Origin of the sequence: Halobellus clavatus (assembly GCF_900107195.1) — an archaeon.
Lineage (GTDB): Archaea > Halobacteriota > Halobacteria > Halobacteriales > Haloferacaceae > Haloquadratum > Haloquadratum clavatum.
Genome location: NZ_FNPB01000001.1, coordinates 152151 through 175270, shown reverse-complemented (window position 1 = coordinate 175270; position 23120 = coordinate 152151). Strand labels below are relative to the sequence as shown.

24 protein-coding genes, 1 tRNA gene and 1 pseudogene are annotated in these 23120 nt (G+C 66.6%); 9 read left to right on the top strand and 17 right to left on the bottom strand.

The features are described 5' to 3' along the window. Window positions 1-10: 10 nt before the first annotated feature. Window positions 11-310, bottom strand: a complete 300-nt coding sequence (locus tag BLU74_RS00895) for a transcriptional regulator (RefSeq protein ID WP_089764102.1) — start codon at window positions 308-310, stop codon at window positions 11-13. Window positions 311-418: 108 nt separating this feature from the next. Between BLU74_RS00895 and BLU74_RS00890 the strand changes: the two genes are divergently transcribed. Next, window positions 419-1378, top strand: coding sequence for a nucleotidyltransferase family protein (locus tag BLU74_RS00890; protein WP_089764100.1), 960 nt, complete (start codon window positions 419-421; stop codon window positions 1376-1378). Between the two features lie 66 nt (window positions 1379-1444). Here BLU74_RS00890 and BLU74_RS00885 read toward each other — a convergent pair whose 3' ends face one another. The 9 genes from BLU74_RS00885 to BLU74_RS00845 form a co-directional block, all read right to left on the bottom strand. Further along, window positions 1445-2209 (bottom strand): hypothetical protein, encoded by a 765-nt coding sequence (locus tag BLU74_RS00885; RefSeq protein ID WP_089764098.1) that lies wholly within the window; start codon window positions 2207-2209, stop codon window positions 1445-1447. 130 nt (window positions 2210-2339) lie between these two features. Continuing rightward, the gene (locus BLU74_RS00880; RefSeq protein ID WP_089764096.1) at window positions 2340-3068 is read right to left on the bottom strand and encodes a diphthine--ammonia ligase; all 729 of its coding nucleotides are present in this window, start codon (window positions 3066-3068) and stop codon (window positions 2340-2342) included. A 61-nt stretch (window positions 3069-3129) separates the two neighbouring features. Beyond that, a complete protein-coding gene (locus tag BLU74_RS00875; protein ID WP_139175569.1) occupies window positions 3130-3606 on the bottom strand; it encodes a DUF8066 domain-containing protein in 477 nt (158 codons plus the stop codon). A gap of 114 nt (window positions 3607-3720) precedes the next feature. Beyond that, the gene (locus BLU74_RS00870; RefSeq protein ID WP_089765207.1) at window positions 3721-4416 is read right to left on the bottom strand and encodes an HD domain-containing protein; all 696 of its coding nucleotides are present in this window, start codon (window positions 4414-4416) and stop codon (window positions 3721-3723) included. Between the two features lie 120 nt (window positions 4417-4536). Beyond that, window positions 4537-7059, bottom strand: coding sequence for a DUF7827 domain-containing protein (locus tag BLU74_RS00865; RefSeq protein ID WP_089764092.1), 2523 nt, complete (start codon window positions 7057-7059; stop codon window positions 4537-4539). Window positions 7060-8901: 1842 nt separating this feature from the next. Next, a tRNA-Gln gene (locus tag BLU74_RS00860) sits at window positions 8902-8974 on the bottom strand. A gap of 84 nt (window positions 8975-9058) precedes the next feature. After that, the gene (locus tag BLU74_RS00855) at window positions 9059-9262 is read right to left on the bottom strand and encodes a hypothetical protein (protein WP_089764090.1); all 204 of its coding nucleotides are present in this window, start codon (window positions 9260-9262) and stop codon (window positions 9059-9061) included. 75 nt (window positions 9263-9337) lie between these two features. Then, on the bottom strand, window positions 9338-9790 hold the full coding sequence (locus BLU74_RS00850) for a metal-dependent transcriptional regulator (RefSeq protein WP_089764088.1): 453 nt from the start codon (window positions 9788-9790) through the stop codon (window positions 9338-9340). 31 nt (window positions 9791-9821) lie between these two features. Then, entirely contained in the window at window positions 9822-10316 is a 495-nt protein-coding gene (locus BLU74_RS00845; RefSeq protein WP_089765205.1) for a rubrerythrin, read from the bottom strand. Between the two features lie 222 nt (window positions 10317-10538). Here BLU74_RS00845 and BLU74_RS00840 point away from each other — a divergent pair, with 222 nt between their 5' ends. The 4 genes from BLU74_RS00840 to BLU74_RS00825 all read left to right on the top strand — a co-directional run bounded on the left by BLU74_RS00840 (window position 10539) and on the right by BLU74_RS00825 (window position 14336). Continuing rightward, complete coding sequence (locus BLU74_RS00840; RefSeq protein WP_089764086.1) at window positions 10539-10970, top strand: DUF5791 family protein; 432 nt, start codon at window positions 10539-10541, stop codon at window positions 10968-10970. Further along, window positions 10970-11881, top strand: a complete 912-nt coding sequence (locus BLU74_RS00835) for an SDR family oxidoreductase (RefSeq protein WP_089764084.1) — start codon at window positions 10970-10972, stop codon at window positions 11879-11881. Before BLU74_RS00840 ends, BLU74_RS00835 begins: the two co-directional genes overlap by 1 nt. A gap of 83 nt (window positions 11882-11964) precedes the next feature. Continuing rightward, on the top strand, window positions 11965-13155 hold the full coding sequence (locus BLU74_RS00830) for a DHH family phosphoesterase (protein WP_394327854.1): 1191 nt from the start codon (window positions 11965-11967) through the stop codon (window positions 13153-13155). 86 nt (window positions 13156-13241) lie between these two features. Further along, complete coding sequence (locus tag BLU74_RS00825) at window positions 13242-14336, top strand: aldo/keto reductase (RefSeq protein ID WP_089764082.1); 1095 nt, start codon at window positions 13242-13244, stop codon at window positions 14334-14336. A gap of 34 nt (window positions 14337-14370) precedes the next feature. On the opposite strand, the gene BLU74_RS18715 is transcribed toward BLU74_RS00825, so the two are convergent. Beyond that, window positions 14371-14541, bottom strand: coding sequence for an HVO_0758 family zinc finger protein (locus tag BLU74_RS18715; RefSeq protein WP_175454522.1), 171 nt, complete (start codon window positions 14539-14541; stop codon window positions 14371-14373). A 125-nt stretch (window positions 14542-14666) separates the two neighbouring features. On the opposite strand from BLU74_RS18715, the gene BLU74_RS00820 reads away from it, so the two are divergent. The 4 genes from BLU74_RS00820 to BLU74_RS00805 all read left to right on the top strand — a co-directional run bounded on the left by BLU74_RS00820 (window position 14667) and on the right by BLU74_RS00805 (window position 18557). After that, entirely contained in the window at window positions 14667-15794 is a 1128-nt protein-coding gene (locus BLU74_RS00820) for an MFS transporter (RefSeq protein ID WP_089764080.1), read from the top strand. A gap of 321 nt (window positions 15795-16115) precedes the next feature. After that, window positions 16116-17327 carry a glycosyltransferase family protein gene (locus tag BLU74_RS00815; protein ID WP_245705695.1) on the top strand — a complete coding sequence of 404 codons (1212 nt, stop codon included), beginning with the start codon at window positions 16116-16118 and terminating at the stop codon, window positions 17325-17327. Next, window positions 17324-17887, top strand: a complete 564-nt coding sequence (locus BLU74_RS00810) for a DUF7109 family protein (RefSeq protein ID WP_089764078.1) — start codon at window positions 17324-17326, stop codon at window positions 17885-17887. The genes BLU74_RS00815 and BLU74_RS00810 overlap by 4 nt, the downstream gene beginning before the upstream one ends. A 70-nt stretch (window positions 17888-17957) precedes the next feature. After that, window positions 17958-18557, top strand: a complete 600-nt coding sequence (locus BLU74_RS00805; protein ID WP_089764076.1) for an NUDIX hydrolase — start codon at window positions 17958-17960, stop codon at window positions 18555-18557. 13 nt (window positions 18558-18570) lie between these two features. On the opposite strand, the pseudogene BLU74_RS00800 reads toward BLU74_RS00805, so the two are convergent. From BLU74_RS00800 to trpC, 6 genes and pseudogenes are all read right to left on the bottom strand, one after another. Continuing rightward, window positions 18571-18990: pseudogene (locus BLU74_RS00800) on the bottom strand (Hsp20/alpha crystallin family protein); the annotation flags it as partial. Next, a complete protein-coding gene (locus BLU74_RS18710) occupies window positions 18987-19145 on the bottom strand; it encodes a DUF7559 family protein (protein WP_175454521.1) in 159 nt (52 codons plus the stop codon). The pseudogene BLU74_RS00800 and the gene BLU74_RS18710, both read right to left, overlap by 4 nt. 51 nt (window positions 19146-19196) lie before the next feature. Beyond that, window positions 19197-19991, bottom strand: coding sequence for a 2-amino-3,7-dideoxy-D-threo-hept-6-ulosonate synthase (locus tag BLU74_RS00795; RefSeq protein WP_089764072.1), 795 nt, complete (start codon window positions 19989-19991; stop codon window positions 19197-19199). 27 nt (window positions 19992-20018) lie between these two features. Then, on the bottom strand, window positions 20019-20870 hold the full coding sequence (gene trpA / locus BLU74_RS00790; RefSeq protein WP_089764070.1) for a tryptophan synthase subunit alpha: 852 nt from the start codon (window positions 20868-20870) through the stop codon (window positions 20019-20021). A 1-nt stretch (window position 20871) separates the two neighbouring features. Then, a complete protein-coding gene (gene trpB, locus BLU74_RS00785; protein WP_089764069.1) occupies window positions 20872-22119 on the bottom strand; it encodes a tryptophan synthase subunit beta in 1248 nt (415 codons plus the stop codon). Next, complete coding sequence (trpC, locus tag BLU74_RS00780) at window positions 22116-22946, bottom strand: indole-3-glycerol phosphate synthase (protein ID WP_089764066.1); 831 nt, start codon at window positions 22944-22946, stop codon at window positions 22116-22118. Before trpC ends, trpB begins: the two co-directional genes overlap by 4 nt. Window positions 22947-23120: the final 174 nt, after the last annotated feature.

The window sequence follows — 23120 nt, the reverse complement described above, 5'->3', positions numbered from 1 at the left end:
TCCGATCGGGCTATTCGATCAGGAACGTCGGTTCGGCGATCCGCTCGGAGCGACACTCCGGGCACCGTGAGGGGTTATTCAGCGGGTCGTCGAAGCGATCGAAGCCGCACTCGCGACACTCCGGCGGTGCGACGAGGAACTGCTCGTCGTCGGCGCTCTCGAGGCTCTGTGCCACGTGTTCGACGTGTCGGTACACCGTCGACCGCGGAACGCCGACGACCGCCGAGAGCGCCGACGCGTCGTGGGGTTCCGACCGGAGCGCGTCCGCGATCCGCTGTCTCGCCGTCGCGTCGTCGCCCGAATCTGCCATACCGGTACGCCGGCCCCGAGGATCATAGCTCCTTCTCTCCCGGTGTGGATTCGGCGGTGCACCGCGGTTAGGGAAACAGTCTTGAAACTCCGGTGGCAGGTGAGAGGTATGAAAGCTGTTGTCCTCGCAGGCGGGTACGCGACGCGAATGTGGCCGATCACGAAGGACCGGCCGAAGATGCTCCTGCCAATCGGCGACGGGACAGTCATCGATATCATCTTCGAGGAACTCGAGGACGACGACCGGATCGAGGAAGTCTACGTCAGTACCAACGAGGCCTTCGCCGACGACTTCGAGGCGTTCCTCGACGACTCCCCGTACGAGAAGCCGACTGTCTCCGTCGAAGAGACCGTCGCAGAAGACGAGAAGTTCGGGGTTGTCGGCGCACTTGCACAACTCATCGACCGCGAGGAGGTCGCGGACGATCTCGTCGTCGTCGCCGGCGACAATCTGCTCTCGTTCGAGGTCTCGGAGTTCGTCGACTTCTTCGATGCGAAGGGCACCCCCTCGCTGGCCGCCTACGACGTCGGATCGCGCGAGCGCGCGAAGTCGTACGGGCTGGTCCAACTGGACGGAGACCGCGTCGTCGACTTCCAGGAGAAACCCGATGATCCGCAGAGCACGCTCGTCTCGATCGCCTGCTATGCGTTCCCCGCCGAGACGCTTCCGGACTTCGAGACGTACCTCGAGAGCGGCAACAATCCCGACGAGCCGGGCTGGTTTATGCAGTGGCTGCAGGATCGCGGCGACGTCAACGCGTTCACTTTCGACGGCGCCTGGTACGACATCGGCACGCCCGAGAGTTACCTCGAAGCGGTGTCGTGGCACCTCGACGGCGAGACGTACGTGCACGACGAGGCGACGCTCGAAAACGTCGATCTCGGGGAGAACGTCCACGTGATGGCCGGCGCGGAGGTCACCGACTCGGAACTGCACCGGAGCGTCGTTTTCAGCGACGCCGTGATCCGTGACTCCGATCTCAGGAGCACCATCGTCGACGAACACGCTCGCGTCGAAAACATCGAACTGTCTTCGGCGCTGGTCGGCGCGCACTCCCAGCTGGGATAGCTGCCGCGCCACACTCGCGATCGAGTCCGAACATCGATTTTGCCGTGATCCGGCCGAGCAACCCGGTCAGGCCTCGGTCATCGGTGCCGAACACCGGAGACAGAGGACGTGGTCGGCGATCCAGTTGACGTCGGTCGACTCGCACGCCGGACATCGATAGGTGGCGTTGTCGTACTCCGTCGTTCCGCGCGACGCAGCGAGCCACCCCTCCTCGATCACGCGGGCGAGGAGCGATCGGAACCGCTGGCGTTTGAACCGGGCGCGCTCGGCCAGGAACGCGCCGGGATTCGACGCGTCGCTCCCGTGGAGGTCCTCCCAGTCGATGGCGATCTCGCCGTTCGCCAGCGTTCGGGCCACCTGTCGGATCGTCGCGGCGGCCGCCTCGAACAGCGGCGACGTCGCCCAGCGCCGGACGGACTCGACGTCCGCGAGCGACTGGTAGGCGTCGATCGCCTCCCGGTACGCCGCATCGACATCCCCGGTGTCGCCGACGGCCCGGAAGTCGGCGACGAACTCTTGCAAACACGCCCGCTGTACGGGGGATTCGAGCGCGGTCTCCAGATCCCGGGCGATTGCGACGCCCTCCACCGCACGGCGCGTGGCGCGGGCGTCCGCGCCAGCGACCCGGTACGCGACGGCCGAGGCGGTCAGATACCGGAGCCCCTCACCGACCCAGCCCCGCTCGTCCGCCTCGAACGGGCTCTGGTTCGGCCGCGGCTCGGCCAGCACCCGCCACCCGGCCCGCGTGTACTCGTCTCCCGCCGTCGCGTACTCGCGCCCAGCGAGCGCGTCGATCGCTCGCGCTCTGTGACCGCCGTCGTCTGTTCCCATAGGGACTGGTGGGAGCGAGTCCACAGAAGTCCATCGGCAGATCGCTCGGGGCGGCAGAGGCGCCCGTGCGTTTGTCTCCCCAGTAAACGGTCCTCCCGCGTCCAGACGCTGGCCCAGTCGCTGTGGGTGCTCAGGCGTCGCCGAGCCCCGCCTCCGTCACGCGGATGTGGCCGCGGGTTCCTTCCCAGACCGTCTCGTACGCCAGTTCGATCGGTCGGCGCATATGCGGTCCGTCGGTCACGAGCGTCTCGAACTCCCCGCCTTCACCGAGGACGTGGACCCCGTACTCCTCGTTGAGGCGCTGTAAGTCCGAGAGCGCGTCGGCGTCGAGCGTCCGGCCGAGCCACGATTCGTCCAGGCCGCCCGCAGCGACTTGGACGATCCGGATCTCGAATCCGGCATCGAGCATCTCGTGGCCGAGGTCGACCGGATCGCGCTGCCACAGCGGCGCGAACAGATCGATACCGAGGCGGTCGCACATCGCCTGGATGCGCGAGGTCTGGAATTCGCTCTCGACGGCCCCGGCGGTGACGCCCCTGAGACCGTTCGGCAGGTCGGCGTGGAGCGCCGACAGCGCCGCTTCTAGCGGTTCGACTTCCCGGTCGCCCTGTCTGCTCGCGTCGTCGGCGTCGGCCGCACCGAGGTCCTCGGGTTCGACCTCGACGAGGTCGATGCCGATGCTCTCGGCTGCGAGTCCGGCCAGCCGGGTCTCGGGGACGTGATACATATACGAGTCGTCGCCGGGGTGGACGGTGAGCAGTCGCGACACGTCCAGTCCCTTCTCGAGCGCACGGTAGAGTGCCCACGAGGAGTCTTTGCCGCCGGAGAAGAGGCTGACCCAGCTGCCGGAGTCGGTCATTGTCCGGCGTAGGACGTCGGCGTACAAACGAGCACCGGTCGGGGCGTCGCTCTCGACCCGATCAGGTGTCGGTATCGCTTCGGTGCTCGGCTGATTCGCGACCGCGGTCGGTGGGTTCGGTTCCGTCGCCGCCCGTGTCGGATTCGGTGTCTTCCGTGCTGGAGTTAGCATCATCCGAGTCGGAGTCGGTGTCTTTCGCGCCGGAGTCTCCTTCATCTGCGTCGGCTTCGACCTCGTCGGGAGCGGCCTCGGCGTCGTCAGACTTCTCACTCGTCGAACTGCCGTCGCTCGGCTGCGTCTGACCGGCCTCGTTCCGGGCCTCGACCGCATCGGCGAGTCGCTCGACTGCGTCGACCATCCGGAACACGGCGAGAACGAGCAGGTACGCGACGTAGATGCCAACGGCGATCCCGACGAGCACGAACCACAGGAGGATCTGTCCGGCGATGACGACGCTGTACGCCAGCGTGAGGAGGAGGACGACGACGATGCCGATCTGTGCGTTCTTCGAGAGTTGCGGAGGGAGCGGGGCGGACACGCGACGGACGTCTGTCGGCGGGTAGGTAAACGTGTCGTCGGCGTCGGTCGCACTATCGGGCCGCGAGCGGGTACTCCCGGACCGACTGGTCACGATCGGACGCGATCCGGAGCGCTACAGTTCCGGTTCTTCGGGTTCGTGGTCCATCTGTACGACTTCGCTCTCGAGCCACTCGCGGAACCACTTGACGCGCTTGAGCCGCTTGTGCGCGATGCTCTCGGCGGCGTCGGAGTTGATCCGCTCGGTCGCGTCGCGGCCGCGCTCGAGCACTCGCTCGATCATCTCGGCGGCGTCCATGTGCGTCCGCGACTCGTACCCCATCCGTAGCAGCATCAGCGCCGAACCGTTCGCGCCGACCTTATCGAGGATGTCGGCCTCGATGAGGCTCTGGGTTTCCAGTGAGACGTCCGACAGCGGTCCCTGATAGGAGTGGTCGGCCACGACCTGGCACACCTGCTCGACGAACGACTGCGGGAAGTCGCCGTGGGCCTGGAGGTACTCGCGGGCGACGCGGGCGCCCTCCTCGGCGTGGACTTCCTGTTCGGCTTCCAGTTTCGAGATGTCGTGGAACAGCGCGGCAACCCGGACGACGTCGGTGTCTGCGCCTTCGCGTTCGGCGATCCGCGTTGCGAGTTGGACGACGTTCAGGATGTGATTGAAGCGGTACTCGGCGCTGTGCCAGGGGTACCACCGCATCCGTCCGCCGTCGTCTTCGCTTTCGACGCTGGCGGCGAGGTAGTCGCGAACGAATCCCTTCATCTCCTCGAACTCCTCGTCGCCCACTGTCGATTCCTTGATTTCAACGCCCACGGAACCACCTCCGTTTGGGTCCGGGTGGACCCGCGACGTTCGCATCCGCGTTCAGATTCATTACTGAATAGAACGGTTCTTCGGTTCTTAGGCGTTACGACGCCCGATAGAATCCGATCGTCACCCCCGTCGGGAGACGACGAAGAGGCCGACGAGCAGCAGGCCGCCGATCGCGACGAGCGCGTCGAAGCCCCTGAGTCGACTGTGGAGCGGTTCCTCGTTCGCGTCGTCGACGAAGCGCCCGAGCACGCCCCCGACGAACTCGCGGGTCGAGTCCACGACCGAGTCGGGTCCCGGTGTCGCCGTCGCGGTCGACGATTGCGTAGTCACGGGGTCGCGGCGATCACCGGGCGCGCTCCCGCTGCCGCCGGATCCACCGCCGCTGCCGCCTCCACCCGCTCGCCCCGGCCCCGAGGTCGTCGTCGACGGTGCGGCCACCGTCGTGCTGATCACGCGGACTTCCCCGCCGACGGCCAGTTCGTCCGCCTCGGCAACGACGCCCACGAGGGATCGGAGCACGAATTCGTCACCGACCTCCCGGTCACTGAAATCGAAGCGCGCCCGCCAGGTCCCGTCGGCGGCGACGGTGGCGGTCGCAGTCTGTAGATACGTCGCAGCGCTCCCGTTCGCGGACCGAATCCGAAGGTCCAGCGCTGTTCCCGGCGCGGCGTTCGTCGTCCCCCGGACCGAGCGGTTCGGCCCGGGCGCGACCACCACCGGCGTCCCGAGCGATTGGACCGTCCCGTCGGCCAGCGTGTACTCGGCAGTGGCTGTCCGCGCCACCGAATCGATACCCACGAACGACCCCTGATCGTGGGTCGTGAAGTTCGCAACGAACGACTCGCCGGTCGCTGGGATGGACCCGTCCGTCGTCCGGACCGCGCGCTCGCCCGTCAGGGCAACCTCCGGAGGACCGCCCAACGAATACGACACGAGGTACGTGTCGTTGTCGGGATCGGCGACGACGTGCGCAGTGCTCTCGTTGATCCGGAGCCGCGCAGCCTCGCGATTCATCGTTTCGTCGCGCTGAGAAACGTCGAGTGCGTAGCGATCGCCATCCTCGGTGCCCGACAGTGCAAAGAACGCTTCGGTGGCGCTCCCGGGCTGGCGGGCGAACGCCCCGGCGAGGCCAGAGGCCACGATCCGGTGGACGACGACGTCCCCCGCGGCAATCTCGGTCGCCGGGGTGAGTCGCCCGGCCGCGCGCTCCGCCGCGACGTCGTCGGCTGTCGTCAGCCGCACCCCTGCGGGTGCAACCCAGTTCGTGACTGCCGCTACTTCGGGTTCGGCGAGTAGCAGCGTCCCAACGGCCGTCGCCTCGTCGTCGGCTACCCTCCCGGGGCGCGCCGACAGGGGGTACTCACCGGGGGCGGGTACCTCGGACAGTGCGTTTCGATCATCGATGTCGGCCGCGACGACGGTGTCAGAGACGTTACCGTCCCCCGGGCCGGTTTCGAAGACATCGCCGCCATCGGCGGGTAGCGTCGTCGTCCCGGCGACGGCCTCGGTGTTGAACCGCAGCCGAACCGTCCCGTCGTGGCTCTCGTCGACGACCGTCGCATTGGCTCGGAACCCGGCCGCGTCGCTGCCGATAGTGACCGTCGCGGCCTCCGCGTACTGCAGGTCGACGACGATCTCTGCGATGTCGCCCGCGTGATCGTGCATCACCGCCGATCCGAAAGCGGCGGTTTTCCGCGCTGCGTCAACGACGGTGACCGATCGGGAGACGGCGCGAACGCCCGTCGCGCTGTCGGTCACGTTGACGGTGTAGTTGCCGGGCCCCGCGGCGGTGAGTTCGGTCGCATCGAACTGGAACGCCGTCTCCCCGTTCCCCGCCAGCGTGCGATTCCGCACCGCGACGACCGCTCCGTTGTCGGCCGCAAGCCCAATTTCGACCGCTCGATCGGCGGTATTGGACTCGATCGTGCCCTCGATCGATCCATCAGTCGCGACCGATCGATCCTCGACGGCGACGGCCAGATCGAGTGCTCGGAGCGTGACTCCCGTTCGGCTGTCGAGGCTCCCGTCGTCGAGTTGCGTTTCGATCGCGTACGCCCCGCTCCAGTTCCGTGTCGCCGTATCGAAGGTGAACACCTGACTCCCGGTCCCGGTCTCTCCGGCGAAGACGAACGCGCCGTCCTCGTCTTCCACCTCGAAGGGCTGGTCGACGTCCGCAGAACCGTCGTCCGTCACGAACGCGATCGTCGTATTCTCGTACGCGTTGACGTCGCCGTCGCCCTCGACGACGGTCGAATCCGTCGCGCGCACCTCGAATGATCCCGGTCTGATCGTCTCGGTGTCGATCGAGTCGTTCACCGCATCGATGGTGACCGAGACGGTCGCTCCCGGATCGAGCGGGGTCGCAGCACTGAGTACGACTTGGCCGTCGGCCGAGCCGTCCGCGTCGAGCGCGTATCGATCGGTCACGTCCTCCCCGTCGACGGTGACGGTCACGTTGTCGCTGCGCGTCAGCCCGCCGGCTTCGCCGCCCGCCTTCGAGAGCCCTTCGCTGAACGGGATTTCGATGACGCTCTCACTGTCTGTGAGCGTCGTTCCGCCCAGGCTGGCGATCGAGAATTCGGTCGCTGGCCCGCGTGTAAGTGGCTCTGGATCAGAATTTTTTGATTCTTTTACTATATCCACCGTTGCTGATGCTTTTATATTCGAATTCTGACTTTCATCGAAGTAAGTCGAGTTTATGTTATCTGTATCTGATATATGAAGAGTTCCGACTGAATCACTGGTACTCAACAAAATTTCCCCAGTAAATTGTGATCCAGAAGTGTGAGTAAGAAGAACCGTTTCAGCAGATTTGTACGTGATTGTGTCATCAGCGTCAGAATATGAGTTTAGAACTATACTTACCGTCCCGTTTGAATTACGGGAAACCCCCGAGATAACTCCAGATCCATCCCCATTATTGGTATATATGATGTCATCATTCGTAATTTTATTATCTCCATTTAGATCTATCACCGAATGATCTGTTGTAATAGAATTTGTCCCATCTGATACGTCTTCATCCATCACGTCTCTTTGCGATTCAGTATCCGACTCCACGTCGACGACGTACGACTCGCCGGTCGACAGATCGCCGTCCTCGACAGTGACGGTGGCTGTCTCGCCGTCGGTGTACGTTGCGGAGTCGAACGCGATCGTCCCCGGATCAGCGACGACGGTCCCGGCGTAGCCCGCCACTCCGCCGAAGACGCTGATCAGGAGTACCAATACGAAAGCCGCCGCTCGGAACCGACTCGTGAACCCTATCATACAAAGATTGTGGGGTCGCAGCCGCCGCACGCGCTATCGGCTCGTCCTGTCGGACCGCGCGTCGGCACCACCGGCCGGCTACCGCGTCGGCTCGTCGAGAGAACGGGTCGTCGCTGGTCGGGACTCGGCAACACATCGGCTGACGACGAGAGTCCCTGCGATTGCGCATTCGTCTGCTGTTGCGTCCCGTTCGCCTGATCCAGGATATCCTATAAGTATTCTTCTTTTCGGCGATAAACGTGTTAATTCAATTTGTATAGTAAGAAAACAATATTTGGTCCGGTACTCTGTGATCGACGGTTGTCCTCGGGACTCTTCAGTCGACCTGGTGGGCTGGATCTCTCCCTGACAGTGTGCAAAATGCGGAGGATCGGGGCCCGCACCGAACCGTCTACGGGATTCGCGTACTCTGGGGCGGCATCACCGGCCTCAGTTTGCAGTCGACGCCCTCTCGTTCTCGTCTATCCGGGATGCGTGTCACGTGTACGCCTCGGGAATCAATCGCTTCGCCGACGGGTGAATCGCTGATCACTTCTCAGCTGGTATCCCGCCACCGATCCGTTTTGTCTACACCAGAATCGGTGGAACCGATTTCGAGCCACCGACTGTTGATCACCGCCTTCATCCTGGCGTCCGTCTCCGGATCGAAGTCGGCTTTCGCGTCTGGCCACATACGAACGCATCGGTCTCGTCAGGCAAATGCGGTTTCACTGGTCTACCAAGGTCCTCATAAACGCACTCCAGCGAGAGATCGGATGCTGACACCGGTTCCGATCTCTGTCTCCCGTCGAAGACTTCTACCCTGTTTTAGAGCCGTGAAGCTGCGGTGCGATCCGCCTTGACCTGTACCGAGCCAACCGCATCTCAGGCGTCGCAAGTCGTCTCCGCCGCCCCCGAACGCTCTCGTGCTCAGGCCGTCGGATCCTCGTGCATACCCCGTGTTGATTTACGCCCACACAGACCTGTCGAACGACTATCGACGGTCCCGATATTCTCACTCTACAGACGAACAAGCTGCGTGCCACGATGTCCACGTCGTGGTGGGCCGGCACGACCGGATCCCTGTCACACGGACGGCTGCGGTTCCATCGATGAAACTGACAGCGGTTGAAATCGGTAAACTGGATCTTGAACGAGAGGATTCGTTTGGGGGTCCATCCTGGGCTCAAATCCGCTGGACGTATGTGGCGCTCGCGGTATTGCTCGCGGCAGAAGTAGTCCCGGGCGGATTCGAACCGCCGTCATGGGCTCCAAAGGCCCATATGATTGGCCGCTACACCACGGGACTGCACGCATTACTCACGCCGCAGCGTTTGAAAACCCATCGGGTTGCGCTCGCTGGGTCGAGACCGGCCGCACCGCCCTGTCGGCGTCAGTTAGTTTGCGTATCTCGACGTTCGGTCTGCGACTCGACGCTAAACCCGCCGCACTCGGGGCAGACGTGGTACTGCACCTCGTACGTCGCGCCGCATCCGAGACACGCGTAGGGCGTCGACTGCTCAGTCTCTCTCGGCGAGTCGCGGGGTCCCACACCCGCGAGCGTGAGGAGACGGCCGATCGCCGCTTTCCCATCCATACGCGGTGGATCGGCCGACACGGTCTTGAAAATGTGGGATTCGACTCCGACCGGTCCGACCCGGGCTCAGCGCTGTCAGTCAGCCCGCTGCTCTTCGGTTTCGACCGGTTCGGCGGGGACGTCGAGGTGACAGCAGGCGTCCGTCTCGGGGTCGAAACAGTCGGGACACTCCGCGTTCCGGTCGATGATCGTATCCAGTCGCTCTGCGACCAGATCGTCGATCACCGGTTCGAGGTCGCCCGCCTCCGCACGGAACTCGTCCACCGAGAGGACGTTCGCGAGGAACCGCTCGATGATGCAGTACGTCTGCAGCGCGTCGCGGGCGCGGACGATCCCCTCGTCGGTCAGCGTCACGCCTTTGTACTTCTCGTGTTCGGCGAGTCCGCGCGATTCGAGTTTCCCGATCATCTCGTTCGCACTCGCGGGGCTGACACCCAGTCGGTCCGCGAGCGCGCCAGTCGACGCCGGTCCGTTCTCCATCTCCTGGAGCAGATAGATCGCCTTGACGTACTGATCGGCCGTGTTCATCGTTGCTCCCAGTCGTGCGTCGTGTGTCGTCTCATGAGCGATCGTTCATCACTTTCGTGACCTCCTCGACGCCGTCGGCTTCCTCCTCGCGGATCTCCACGAGGACGTCGATGAGGTGGTCGCGGTCGATGCCGAACGTCGCCTCCGACGCTCGCAGCGCGCCGACGAGGTCGTCGTAGAACTTGTAGGCCGTCTCCTCGTTGGCGAGCTGATCGTAGAGGATGTCGTCGAAGTCGTCCGGATCGGTTCCACCGTACTGTGCCTGGACGAGCGCCTCGATCTCTTCGAACGGGATGCTCTCGGCGTCGAGTTCGTCGACGAGCTCCTCGAGGCGCTCGCGGTGCGCTGCGGACTCCGCGGCGGCGTGTTCCAGCAGTGACTCGATCTCGGGATCGAGCGCCGGCGCGTCGTCGAGCGACTGGTAGTGGTGATACGATCGGGCCTCGACGACTTCCTCGAGGACGATACCGATCTGGAGCAGTCGGGCGAGTTGGTGGTCGGAGCTCACCCGATGGCCGACGCTCACGCGGCCACCTCCGGGTTCGAGCGCCACGATCGGTGCATACGGAATCTGTTAGTGCTGACGGACTTAAGCGGTTCCCCTCGGCTGAATCGACCGCGTCGCGGCCGCACCGCCGGAATCGTCACCGGATCCCCGGGGCCTGGACCGAAGCCCGGATGCGCGGCCGCCGGCACAGGCCCGCATATTTCGGGAAACCGTTTTGCCGCCGCAGTGGCGACTACTCGTATGCTCTACGACGCGGCCTCGGAGCCGGCGTCGCTCTCACCGGCGGCGCTCCGTGAAGCGTACGAGAACCAACTCAGAACGGTCGTCGACGACGTCGGCGTCGAGACGGCCGCGGCCGACTCCGGCCTCGATCGCGACACCGTGACGGCCGTCGCCGACGGGCCAGTGCCGGATCTCAGGGTGACCGATGCCGCGGCGTTGCTCGCGCTCGACGACGACCGCCCTGACGCCGAAACGATCGTACTCGAACTCCGGGATCACCTCCTGATGGCGATGACCACCGGTGTCGTCGACGTCGACACGATCGCCTCGAACGTCGACCTCGACCTCTCCGGCCAGGAGGTCCAGCAGGCCGTCGAGGGGCGGTCGGCGATGACGCTCGAACAGTTGGCGGCGATTCAACGGTTCCTCGCCAGCCGGAACGATCGGTGATGGCCCGGGTCGTCATCGTCGGGTGCGGCTACGTCGGGCTCGAACTCGGCCGACAGCTTCGGGCGGCCGGCCACGCAGTGACGGGCGTCCGGCGCTCGGACGCCGGGCTCGACGCGGTCGCTGCGGCCGGACTGGATACCCAGCGCGCGGACGCGACCGATCCGGACTCGCTCGCGGCGCTCCCGGACGCCGACTGGGTCGTCTTCGCGGCCAGCTCCGGCGGCCGCGGTGCCGAGGCTGCTCGCGAGGTCTACGTCGAGGGACTGCGGAACGTCATCGACGCCTACGCCGCGCGCGACGCCACGCCGGACCGACTCGTCTACACCTCCTCCACGGGCGTCTACGGCGACCACGACGGCGCGTTCGTCGACGAGGAGACGCCGATCGACCCCACGACCGAGAAGACGGCGATCCTGGCCGAGGCCGAGCGCATTGCCCGCGAGGACGCCGCCGCGGCCGGCATCGACGGGACTGTCGCGCGGTTCGCAGGCCTCTACGGCCCGAACAGATACCGACTCGACCGCTACATCGAGGGGCCCGTCACCGAGGGATACCTGAATATGGTCCACCGCGACGACGCCGCGGGTGCGATCGCGTTCCTCCTCGAATCCGAGCTCGCCCGCGATTCGGTCGTCCTCGTCGCCGACGACGAACCCGCAGACAAGTGGACGTTCGCGGACTGGCTGGCGGCCGAGTGTGGGGTCGAGGCCCCGTCGAAGCGCACGATCGAAGCGCGCCTCGCCGACTCGGACCTCTCGGAGGCAGCCACGCGTCGCCTCCAGACGAGCAAGCGCTGTGACAACAGTCGGCTCCGCGACCTCGGCTACGAGTTCGCGTATCCGACGTTCCGCGAGGGATACCGGGCGGCGATCGATGCGTACCGCGACGGAACGCCCGCATCAGACGTCTGAACGGCCGATTTCAGCCCTCTCGGTCCGTCTCGATCACGCACCTCGTGGGAATCTTCTTGAGGGTGCATCCGCTCTGGGGGCGTATGGGCTCCGCACGCACCGGGTTGGTCGAGCGCGGGGCGGAACTGCTCGACCGAACGATGGCCTTCGCTATGGAGAACCCCACGATGATGGCCGCCGTCATCATCGGGCTCCTCGCCCTCGTTGCGGGCCTGTATCTCCTCCGTCGATTCACGCGGCCGCGTGGCGCGCGACTCCTCGACGAACTCAAACAACTCGAGGAGGTCGCGGTGCTGTTGCACCCGAACCCCGACCCGGACGCGATGGCGACCGGGATCGCCGTCGCGAGCCTCGCAGATCAGGTCGACACCGACGCCAGCGTCCAGTACGCCGGCCAGGTACGACACCAGGAGAACCGCGCGTTCCAGACCGTCCTCGACCTCGACATCGATCAGATCGACCACGTCAGCGACCTCGCCGCCGAACACGTCGTCCTCGTCGATCACAACCGCCCGCGGGGGTTCGCCGGCGCCGACAGCGTCCTCCCCTTCGCGGTCGTCGACCACCACCCCGGCGACGGGACCGGCGAGGCGTTCACCGACGTCCGAACCGACTACGGCGCGGCCTCGAGCATCATCGCCGAGTACTTCGACGACCTGAACGCGACGCCGGTCCCGCCGGCGAAACACAAGAGCGAGGTCGACGCCACCTACACCGTCCCCTCGCTCGTCGCCACGGGGCTGCTCTACGGCATTCTCACGGATACGAAACGGCTGACGTCCGGCTGTTCAGCCGCCGACTTCAATGCGGCGGGGTTCCTGTACCCCGGCGTCGACGAGGACCGCCTCGACCGGATCGCCAACCCCGAGGTCTCGACCGAGGTGCTGGAGCTGAAGGCGCGCGCCATCGCCGGTCGCGACGTCCGCGGTCCCTTCGCTGTCAGCGACGTCGGTCGTGTCTCGAACGCCGACGCGATCCCGCAGGCCGCCGACGAACTCATTCAACTGGAGGGCGTCACGGCGGTCGTCGTCCTCGGCGAGCGCGAGGGAACGATCCACCTCTCCGGGCGTTCACGCGACGATCGCGTCCATATGGGCCGGACGCTGGAGGCCGCACTGGCGACGCTCAAGGACGCTAGCGGCGGCGGACACGCGCGGATGGGTGGCGGTCAGTTGTCCCTGCACGAGGGGGTGATTCGGACGGTCAGCGGCGAGGTGGTGAGCCGGAACGCACTCGCCGATCGGCTCTTCGAGTCGCTGTCCGGCGACGTCTGACCCGTCGGTGGTATTCGGCCGCGACTGCGGATCCTGCGTGCTCCTGAGACGACGACCGTTTACCTGTCGCGGCCCTCCAGGTCGCTATGGCGACGAGTCAGGGGACGTGGGGCTATCGCGACCGCTTCGGCGACGCGTTCGCCCGGACGTACTTCCGCCGGTTCGGTCCGGGCGTCGCATCCAGCGTCGGCCTCGGGACGTATCTCGGCGCTCCGACGCGCGAGGTCGACGCCGGTTATCGAGCGTCGATCACGTCGGCGCTGTCGGCGGGCATCAACCACGTCGATACGGCCATCAACTACCGGTGCCAGCGAAGCGAGCGGGTGGTGGGCGAGTCGCTGTCGGACAGCGACGTCGACCGTGAGGCGGTCGTGGTCGCGTCGAAGGGCGGCTTCCTCCCCTTCGACGGCTCCCGACCCGAGGACCCCGCGGCGTACGTCAGGGAGCACTTCCTCGACACCGGGCTCCTCGACCCCGAGGAGCTCGCCGCCGGGAGCCACGCCATCGCACCGGCGTTCATCGAGGCGATGCTCGATCGCTCGCTCTCGAATCTCGGGGTCGAGACGATCGACTGCTACTACGTACACAACCCGGAGACACAACTACAGGTCCGGAGTCGTGATGCGGTGTACGACCAACTCGAAGCGACCTTCGAGCGCCTCGAACGGCGACGCGCAGCGGGCGACATCGGAATGTACGGCGTCGCCACCTGGGAGGCGTTCCGGGTACCGCGCGGTCACGGTTCGTACCTGTCGCTGCCCGAGGTCGTTTCGCGTGCGGAGCGCGCTGCCGAGGCCGCCGGTGCCGACGACGTCGGCCTGGGTGCGATTCAACTTCCGTTCAACGTCGCGATGGCCGACGCGTTCACCGTCTCGGCACACGCTCATCCGGACGACGGCGAGGACGTCAGCGCGCTCACGTACGCCCAGGCGGCCGGCCTGGACGTCGTCGCGAGCGCCACGCTCGCGCAGGGTGAACTGACGTCGTCGATTCCGCCGGAGATCGACGCAGAACTGCGGGGCGACACCGCGGCGCAGCGGGCGATCAACTTCGCGCGGAGCGCTCCCGGCGTCACCACTGCGCTCGTCGGGACGAGTTCACCTGACCACGTGCCCGAGAACGTCGCCGCCGGGACCTTCGAACCGCTCGGTGCGCGCGCCTTCGATGGCGTCTTCGAGTAGCTCTCACGCCGATCGGTTATGTCGATCGGGGTTCTCAGCGCAGTTCCTTCCACTTCGAGTCACAGTTCGGACACCGCCGGACGGTGAACACCTCGTCCGGGTCGTTCTCGGTCTTCAGCGACTCCTCACACTCCGCGCAGTTGAGCCGACCGTAGGTGTCTTTTTCCAACTCCCCACTCCGGAGCCCCTTCCGTGTCGACTTCATACCTCGAATCTGGGTACCGGTCCGTAAAAAGATCCGTATCCCGGCCGGGGAATCGCAAGGGTTGATTAGGCCCGTGGCGAAGTCGGACCGTGTCTCGGGGTCGTCTCTTCGGTACGCTCTGTTCGATGTTTTTCCTCGTCAACCTCGGGCGAGTCGTCTTCGCGCCACTTCTGCAGGAGTTCATCGCGGTCTTCGGAATCACCGAGGGAACCGCCGGTCTGATCGCGACGATGGCGTGGCTGGGGAGCGCGCTCCTGCGGCTCCCGACCGGGTGGATTCTCACCCACGTCGCCCGGCACCGCGTGATCCTCGCGGCCGGCGGCGTGTTGACTACCGCCGCGGCGTTCACCGCCAGTGCGACATCGGTTCCGATGCTCAGCGTGGGCGCGCTCCTGATGGGGCTCTCCTCGGGGGCGTATCTCGTCGCCGCCAACCCGCTGGTCAGCGAACTCTACCCCGGTCGGGTCGGCTGGGCGTTGGGCGTCCACGGGATGGCGAGTCAAATCGCGGCGGTCGCGGCCGCGCCGATCGTCACGCTCGTCTTGAGTCTCTTCTTCGAGTGGCGGGTCGTCTTCGCCGGGATCGCCATCGCGGCCGCAGTCGTCACTCTCGCGCTGTACGTCGCGGCGCGGCGGACGACGCTGCCCGACGCGGGGACCGACGACCGCGACCTGGTCGGTGCGATCCGTTCGCAGTGGCCCATCGTCGGCCTCGGCGTCCTCGTGGTCGGGACGACCGGGTTCGTCTGGCAGGGGTTGTTCAATTTCTACGAACTGTATATGGGGACCAAGGGGGTCCCCGACGCCGTCGCGAAGAACCTCCTCACGGTGCTCTTCGGGGCCGGCGTCCCGGCGTTCTTTGTCTCCGGTCGGCTCGCGGATCGGCTGCCGCGCGTGCCGTACATTCTCGCGATCATCGGCGCGTTCACCGGTAGTCTGCTGGTGTTGACGGTCACCCGCGGCACCGTCGCGATCGTCGCGCTCACGGCGGTGATCGGGTACGTCATCCACAGCCTGTTCCCGGCGATCGACACGTTGCTGTTGGACACGCTCCCCAGCGAGGCGCGCGCCAGTTCGTACGCGTGGTACTCTGCGGGGATGATGATCCTCCAGGCCACGGGCTCCTCGGCGGTCGGTGCCCTCCGCGATGGCGGGTTCGCCTACGACGTCATCTTCACGCGCCTCGCGCTCGCGCTCAGTATCGTCGTCGTCGGACTGATCGCGTTACAGCAGACTGACAGGCTGCCGACGTAGTCGCACCGGGGACCTGACCCGCGTCGTGCGAACCGCCGCCCGGTGCGTTCACCGCGCCGGTGTGACCTCCCGGAGAGTGATCCCAGACGCCTCGTTCCGAGACGGCTCCTACGGGGGCAAACAGTCGGCACGGCCCGTCTCGCACCCCGCGTCGTCGTGCCGAACGACCGCTGTCGACGCGGGGCTGCTCTCAGCGCACACCCCTCCTGGCTGCGGTATCGTACATAACCCTTCGCGCACACGGTCCCTGCCGAAGCGCTCGTCGGCGGTGACTCTCTAGAACCCCCGGGCTTTTGCTCGTGCCGCCCTGAGGGGCCTTCGATGGAATACGTGCAAGCGCGGGTGACGACGCTTCACGACCTCGCGGACCCGGTCCCGACTGCGCCGACCGACCGGGCGGCGATCGTGGTGCCGATGAGCGAACGCGACTGCGAGACCGCCGCCGCCGACCGGGTGCTCTCGACGCTCGAGGGACTGAACCCCGCGCGGGTGGTCGTCCCGTTGCGTGCCGATGCCGAGCGCGTCGCCGCGATCAGCGAGTGGCTCTCGACGTACGACCTCCGCACGGAACTGCTGTGGTGTGACGGCCCCCGGATCGCCGACCTGCTCTCGGATGCCACTCTCGACGGCGCCCGCGGAAAGGGCCGCGACGTCTGGCTCGGCCTCGGCCGCGCGACGACCGAGGAGTTCGTCGTCGTCCACGACGCCGACACGACGACGTACGACGAGTCCTTCGTCTCGCGGCTGCTGTTCCCCCTCTCGCGCGGCTACGACTTCTCGAAGGGCTACTACGCTCGCGTCGAGGACGACCGGCTCTACGGTCGGCTCTTTCGACTCTTCTACGCCCCGCTGGTCAGGGTGTTGCTCGACGAGCACCCCGAGCCGTTCCTCAAGTACCTCGACGCCTTCCGCTACGCGCTCGCCGGGGAGTTCGGAGCGACCGCACACGCCGCCAGACAGATCCGGACGCCGCGTCGGTGGGGGCTGGAGGTCGGCACGCTCGGCGACGCCTTCGACGTCGCCGGGTTCGACGGGACCGCACAGGTCGACCTGGGGCAGTACGAACACGATCACCGCTCAGTCGACGGGTCGGCGGGCCTCTCCGAGATGAGTCGCTCTGTCGGTGAGACGCTGTTGCGGACCGTCGTCGAGCACGGCATCGAGATCGACTTCGATACGCTCGAATCGCGCTATCGCGCCGCGGCCGGTACGCTCGTCGATCAGTACGCCCAGGACGCGGCGTTCAACGGTTTCGAGTTCGATCGAGACCACGAGCGGACCCAGGTCGACCGGTACGCCGAGGCGGTTCGGGCCCCCGACTCGACCGACGACCGGCTCCCGGCCTGGGAGACCACGTCGCTCTCGCCGGACGCGGTGGCTGACGCAGCGGCCGCCGACCTCGCCGACGTCGTCGGCGCGGCGGGAGCCAGCGAGCGGCGACGGGTGGACCGTTCCGGCGACGCGGAATCGCGCCCGCAGTCGGAGTCGGATCCGACCCCATCCGGCGCGACACATCGCGAGGTGGGCGAGTGACGGCCGCGGCGGACCCGCCGTTCGATCCAGACGAACTCGCCGGCATCGTCGACCTCTTCGGGGCGCTGACCCCGGCGGAACTCGAACGAGCCCTCTCGGAGTTGGCGTTCAAGCGCGGCACCGACCTCGCCGACGACGCGGTCGCTGCCGCCGTCGACGAGGCGGTTCGATCCTACGCGCTCGTCCGATATGCGCGGGACGCGGCAGCCGCCGCGGACGGTGACCCCGCGCGTGACGCGACTGCGGCTGAGGACGGCCCTGGCGACCGGACGCTCCTCGCGCCCGGACCGGCGGCGTTCCCGACGCTCCCCCCGAACGCGGAGGACCTCCCCCACATCCTCGCGGTCGACTCGCGGGACGTCGACCGCGAGACCGCCGCCGAGGCGCTCGCCGAACGGTTCCGTGCGGACGCCGCGCGGGCGGCCTCGGCCGGCGACGACGCCGAGATACGCCGGCTGCTCGATCTGACGTACGACGTCGCGGTCTGGGCGGAGTCGATCGACATCGACGACGTCCGCGACCGACTGGACGCCGCGCTCGACGACGGCCCGCGCGCGTGAGGGGACGGCGATCCCTCACGGTTGTTCAGCGGACAGTATAAGCCCCCGCAGTGTGTATCCGGTAGCGAGTATGGATCTCTCTGGGGTGTCGGCCCACACGCCGTCGACGGTCGACGATGCGGGCCAACAGGCCGCGGTGCTCGCCCCCATTTTAGTCCGTAACGGGACGGAGCACATCCTGTTCACCAAGCGCGCCGATCACCTCGGCGAACACCCCGGACAGATGAGTTTCCCCGGGGGGTCGCTGGAACCGGAAGACGCGGACCTGCAGGCGACCGCGCTGCGCGAGGCGGACGAAGAGATCGGCCTCGAAGCGTCCGAAGCCGCGATATTCGGCCGTATCGACGACATCCGGACCGTGACCGACTACGCCGTCCGGCCGTTCGTCGCAGGCGTCCCCGACCGCAGTTACGACCCCGACGAGCGGGAGGTCGCCGAAGTCGCCGCGCTCCCGGTTCCGGAACTGACCGACCTCGACAACTACGAGTCAGAGCGCCGCGAGCACCCGGTCTACGGCGACCACCGGGTGCACTACTTCCACGTCGACGACTACACGGTCTGGGGCGCGACGGGGCGGATGCTCGTCCAGTTGCTCGAACTCACGACCGACTGGGTCGCCCCCGACGAGCCGGATCGGGTCGTCGACGCCGACGCGGAACTCCCGGTCTGAGGCTGTCCTACGCGTCGGCCGCTCGCTTGGGCAGTCGCACCTGCAGCGTCCCGGCGTCTGTCACCGTCGCCGAGGCGGCCTCGGGATCGATCTCCGCGTCCGCCGGAAGCGACGCTGCGCCGTCCAGCGAGAGTCCGCGGCCGGGGAACCGCATCTCGAAGCCCTCGTGGAAGTCGCGGAACCGATCGAGTCGGACCTGCACGTCGCCGGCGCGGAACTGCACCTGGACGTCCTTCTCGCGGATTCCCGGCGCGTCGAAGACGACGAGGTAGGCCTCGTCGCTCTCTAAGAGGTCGTGCGGGAGGGGCGTCCGCTCTTGGACGCGGGCGACGCTGCGACCGACTCGCTCGAGGGCGTTCTCCGCGATCGACTCGCCGATCTCGCGGAGTCGCTCCGGGTCGCCGAGGCGACCGAGATCGTCGAGCCCGCTCATAGTTCGATCGCCTCCAGCGGGTCGCTCTCACGACAGTGTGGGCAGACGAAGTCGGCGACGCCGACGTCGTCGGGCATATCGTAGGTGTAGTGAAGTTCGAACATATCCATCTCACACGCGTCGTCAGTGCATCGCACTTCGAGCGTCGTAGGCATAGGTGCGAATAGGCTCGCCACGATGATAAACGCGCGGGCTCGCGCCGAGCGTCAGGCTTCGATCCCGAGTCCCGCGGCCTCGACTGCGGCGTCGACGTCGGCGTCGTCGTGGATGATCGCGCTGACCGCCCGCGTGATCGACTCCGGTTCGTCGTGCTGGAAGATCGAGCGCCCCATCGAGACGCCCGCCGCGCCGGCGTCCATCGCGCCGCGGACCATCTCGGCAGTCTCCCGATCGGTGCCGCGGCTGCCGCCGGCGATGACGACCGGCAGCCGGGTGGCCTCACAGACCCGCTCGAAGGAGTCCGCGTCGCCGGAGTAGGCGGTCTTCACCACGTCCGCACCGAGTTCCTCGGCGATCCGGACGGCGTGGGCCAAACTCTCGGCGTCGTGCTCGTCGACTCCGGGCCCGCGGGCGTAGCTCATCGCGAGCACGGGGACGCCGAGTCGGTGGGCCGTCTCGGTTACCTCGCTGAGTTCGGTCAGTTGATCGGGCTCGTGGTTACTGCCGACGTTGATGTGGAACGAGACGGCGTCGGCGCCCGCCCGGAGCGCCTCCTCGACGCTTCCGGTCCGCCGCTTGTCCTCCTCGTCGGGACCGATCACGCTCGATCCGTTGAGGTGGACGATGTACCCCTGGCCGTTCTTGTTCGGGTGGACGCGCGGGGCGACGCCCTTCTGGGTGAGAACGGCGTCCGCGCCGCCGCGCGTGATCGAGTCGACCGTCGATTCGAGGTCGACGAGCCCCTTCACGGGGCCCATCGTGATGCCGTGGTCCATCGGAACGACGAGGTATCGTCCCCCTGTCGAGATCCGATCGAGTCGCGCCGAGAGTCCTGTGTTCATCGTGTGAGAGACTGTGGCAACCGTCGGTTATTTGCCTTCCGCTTGTGGCACACGTTGTTCGTACCCGCGCAGCGCTCCTTGCTTGAGCTCGCGGGCCTTCGACTCGAGTCGCTCAGCGATCGTCTCGGTCGAGTCGCCGCGCTCGGTGCCGTCGCCCACGATGTCGACGAGGACGCTCCCGACGATGATCCCGTCCGCGCCGGCGCCGACGATCCGCTCTGCGTGGTCGCCCGTCTTGATCCCGAAGCCGACCGCTTTCGGAACGTCGTACTCGGCGATGCGTTCGAGGCTCTCCTCGGTCTGTCCGGAGACGTCGTCTTTCGCGCCCGTGACGCCCAGTCGCGCCTGCACGTACACGTAGCCGGAGACCTGCGACATGATCTGATCGAGGCGATCACCGCGGGTCGTCGGCGCGACGATGAACACCAGATCCAGGCCGAACTCGTCGCAGGCCTCGCGGAGGGGACCAGCCTCCTCGGCGGGGAGGTCGGGCACGACGAAGCCCGAGAGCCCGGCAGCCGCGGCGCGCTCGACGAACGGCCGCGGGCCCGATTCCGCTCCGTACTGGTAGATCAGATTGTAGTACGTCATACAGACCAGCGGGACGTCGACGTCGAGGTCCCCGACGAACTCGAAGAACCGATCGGGCGTCATCCCGCCCTCCAGCGAGCGGACGATTGCGCTCTGGATCGTGGATCCTTCCGCGATGGGCTCCGAGAAGGGAAGCCCGAGTTCGATCACGTCCGCACCGCCGCGTGCTAAGGCTTCGACGTACTCGAGGGAGGCCTCGTAGTCGGGATCGCCCGCCGCCAGGTACGGCACGAACGCCGGTTCGTCGGCGAACGCCTCGGCGAGGTCGGCGTTAGCGTGGCCGGCCATCTCAGATTCCTCCCGAGAACTCCGCCATCGACGGCGCGTTCTCGATGTCGCGTTTCTCGGTCTCCTCGATCACGGTCTCTAAGTCTTTGTCGCCCCGGCCGGAGACGTTGACGACGATCGTCTCGCCGAGTTCCTCGGAGTGCTCTTCGAGGTAGCCGAACGCGTGGGCCGTCTCCAGTGCGGGGATGATTCCTTCCAGCTGTGAGAGCCGGTGGAACCCCTCCAGTGCACTGACGTCACCGACGTTGACCGCCTGCACGCGGCCGTCGTCGACGAGCCGCGCGAGTTCGGGGCCGACGCCCGCGTAGTCGAGGCCGGCGGAGACGCTGTGGCTCTCCATGATCTGTCCGTCTGAATCCTGGAGCACCTTGGTCCGCGCGCCGTGGAGGACGCCCTCCTCGCCGGTCGACAGGGACGCCGAGTTCGGCGCGACGCCCTCCTCTTCGTCGACCTCGAGACTCGAGCCGCCCGCCTCTACGGCGTAGAGTTCGACGCCGTCGTCGTCGACGAAGTTCGCGAACGTGCCCATCGTGTTCGAGCCGCCGCCCGCACACGCGAGGACGGCATCCGGGAGGCCGCCGGTCTGCTCGTCGAGTTGCCGCCGCGCCTCCTCGGAGATCACGGCCTGGAAGTCCCGCACCATCGCCGGGAAGGGATGCGGGCCCACGATCGACCCGATGACGTAGTGGGTATCCTCGACGTTGGTTGCCCAGTCGCGCATCGTCTCGGAGATGGCCTCCTTGAGGGTGCCCCTCCCGGTCGTGACCGGGTTCACCGCCGAGCCGTTGAGTCGCATCCGGAAGACGTTCGGCCGCTGGCGGTTGATGTCTCGCTCGCCCATGTAGATCTCACAGGGCATATCGAGGTGCGCCGCCGCCATCGCCGTCGCGGTCCCGTGCTGGCCCGCGCCGGTCTCGGCGACGATCCGCTCTTTGCCCATATACTTCGCCAGGAGGACCTGTCCGAGCGCGTTGTTGAGTTTGTGTGCGCCGCCGTGGAGGAGATCCTCGCGCTTGAGATACACCTCGCGATCGTAGCGCTCCGAGAGCCGCTCGGCGTACTGCGTCGGCGTCGGTCGGCCGCCGAAGTCCCGGAGTCGGGCCCGGAACTCGTCCATAAAGCCGTCTTCGTTCTCCAGCACGTAGCGCTCGTAGGCGTCTGTCAGCTCCTCGATCGCCGGCATCAGCACCTCGGGCACGTACTGTCCACCGTACTCTCCGAACTTCCCGTCCGCGTACTTCTGTGTCATTGTGTCTCAGTCTCCGTGTGTGTCGCTGTCTCGCTCGCTCTATGAACCCTCTGGGCGTCCACGCCTGTCAGCCGTTCGGTGTTCGTCCGCACGTCGCCGTCCATAATCGCCGTGCCGATCAGGAGAGCGTCCGCGCCCGCCTCGCGCATCCGTCGGACGTCCGCGACGTCCGAGATGCCGCTCTCGGCCAGCAGCGTCACGTCGTCGGGCACGTGCGGCGCGAGGCGTTCGAAGGTCTCGATGTCGACCGCCAACTGGCCGAGATCGCGGTTGTTGACGCCGATGATCTCCGCTCCCACGTCGAGTGCGCGTTCGAGTTCCTCGCGGGTGTGGACCTCCACGAGCGGCTGAAACCCTCGTTCGCGCGCCGCCTCGTACAGTGTCGCGAGGGAGTCGGTCCCCGGTTCGTCGAGGAACCGTGCGATGAGCAGGAGGAGGTCGGAATCGACGGCGTCCAGTTGGGCCTCGCGGACGACGAAGTCCTTCCGGAGGACCGGCACGTCGACGGTCTCGCGGATCCGCCGGAGGTTCGCGATCGATCCGCCGAAGTGCTCGGGTTCGGTCAACACCGACAGCGCGGTCGCGCCGCCGGCCACCATCTCCGCTGCGAGCTCGACCGGATCGTCGGTCCGCTCGCCGTCGGTCGTCGGACTCGTCGGCTTCACCTCCGCGACGATCGGGACGCGTCCCGCGTCGTCGGTCGCTCGAACCGCGTCGGGAAACGACCGGGCGTCGACGTCGACAGTCCCGTCGCCGCCGGACCGCTCCCGGGCCGTCGCGAGTATCGAGCGGACTTCCGGGGCGAGTTTGTCCTCATTAGCGTTCATCTATGTTCACTAACGGACTCTTTTGCACATAAGGTTTGCGTGTCGGTGGCGGATGCGGCGGCAGCCTCAGTCGCGCCACGCCGGCACTCGCCACCTCAGTTCGTCGTGTGCGCCGAGATAACAAGGATTAACCCTGTGAATTACAACCGGCCTGTATCACACGCCGTACACAAT

What these genes read in the sequence shown, in the direction of transcription:
- BLU74_RS00895 (WP_089764102.1), bottom strand. Translation starts at nt 310, where the DNA reads ATGGCAGATTCGGGCGACGACGCGACGGCGAGACAGCGGATCGCGGAC.
- BLU74_RS00890 (WP_089764100.1), top strand. Translation starts at nt 419, where the DNA reads ATGAAAGCTGTTGTCCTCGCAGGCGGGTACGCGACGCGAATGTGGCCG.
- BLU74_RS00885 (WP_089764098.1), bottom strand. Translation starts at nt 2,209, where the DNA reads ATGGGAACAGACGACGGCGGTCACAGAGCGCGAGCGATCGACGCGCTC.
- BLU74_RS00880 (WP_089764096.1), bottom strand. Translation starts at nt 3,068, where the DNA reads ATGACCGACTCCGGCAGCTGGGTCAGCCTCTTCTCCGGCGGCAAAGAC.
- BLU74_RS00855 (WP_089764090.1), bottom strand. Translation starts at nt 9,262, where the DNA reads ATGGATGGGAAAGCGGCGATCGGCCGTCTCCTCACGCTCGCGGGTGTG.
- BLU74_RS00850 (WP_089764088.1), bottom strand. Translation starts at nt 9,790, where the DNA reads ATGAACACGGCCGATCAGTACGTCAAGGCGATCTATCTGCTCCAGGAG.
- BLU74_RS00840 (WP_089764086.1), top strand. Translation starts at nt 10,539, where the DNA reads ATGCTCTACGACGCGGCCTCGGAGCCGGCGTCGCTCTCACCGGCGGCG.
- BLU74_RS00835 (WP_089764084.1), top strand. Translation starts at nt 10,970, where the DNA reads ATGGCCCGGGTCGTCATCGTCGGGTGCGGCTACGTCGGGCTCGAACTC.
- BLU74_RS00830 (WP_394327854.1), top strand. Translation starts at nt 11,965, where the DNA reads ATGGGCTCCGCACGCACCGGGTTGGTCGAGCGCGGGGCGGAACTGCTC.
- BLU74_RS00825 (WP_089764082.1), top strand. Translation starts at nt 13,242, where the DNA reads ATGGCGACGAGTCAGGGGACGTGGGGCTATCGCGACCGCTTCGGCGAC.
- BLU74_RS18715 (WP_175454522.1), bottom strand. Translation starts at nt 14,541, where the DNA reads ATGAAGTCGACACGGAAGGGGCTCCGGAGTGGGGAGTTGGAAAAAGAC.
- BLU74_RS00820 (WP_089764080.1), top strand. Translation starts at nt 14,667, where the DNA reads ATGTTTTTCCTCGTCAACCTCGGGCGAGTCGTCTTCGCGCCACTTCTG.
- BLU74_RS00815 (WP_245705695.1), top strand. Translation starts at nt 16,116, where the DNA reads ATGGAATACGTGCAAGCGCGGGTGACGACGCTTCACGACCTCGCGGAC.
- BLU74_RS00805 (WP_089764076.1), top strand. Translation starts at nt 17,958, where the DNA reads ATGGATCTCTCTGGGGTGTCGGCCCACACGCCGTCGACGGTCGACGAT.
- BLU74_RS18710 (WP_175454521.1), bottom strand. Translation starts at nt 19,145, where the DNA reads ATGCCTACGACGCTCGAAGTGCGATGCACTGACGACGCGTGTGAGATG.
- BLU74_RS00795 (WP_089764072.1), bottom strand. Translation starts at nt 19,991, where the DNA reads ATGAACACAGGACTCTCGGCGCGACTCGATCGGATCTCGACAGGGGGA.
- trpA (WP_089764070.1), bottom strand. Translation starts at nt 20,870, where the DNA reads ATGGCCGGCCACGCTAACGCCGACCTCGCCGAGGCGTTCGCCGACGAA.
- trpB (WP_089764069.1), bottom strand. Translation starts at nt 22,119, where the DNA reads ATGACACAGAAGTACGCGGACGGGAAGTTCGGAGAGTACGGTGGACAG.
- trpC (WP_089764066.1), bottom strand. Translation starts at nt 22,946, where the DNA reads ATGAACGCTAATGAGGACAAACTCGCCCCGGAAGTCCGCTCGATACTC.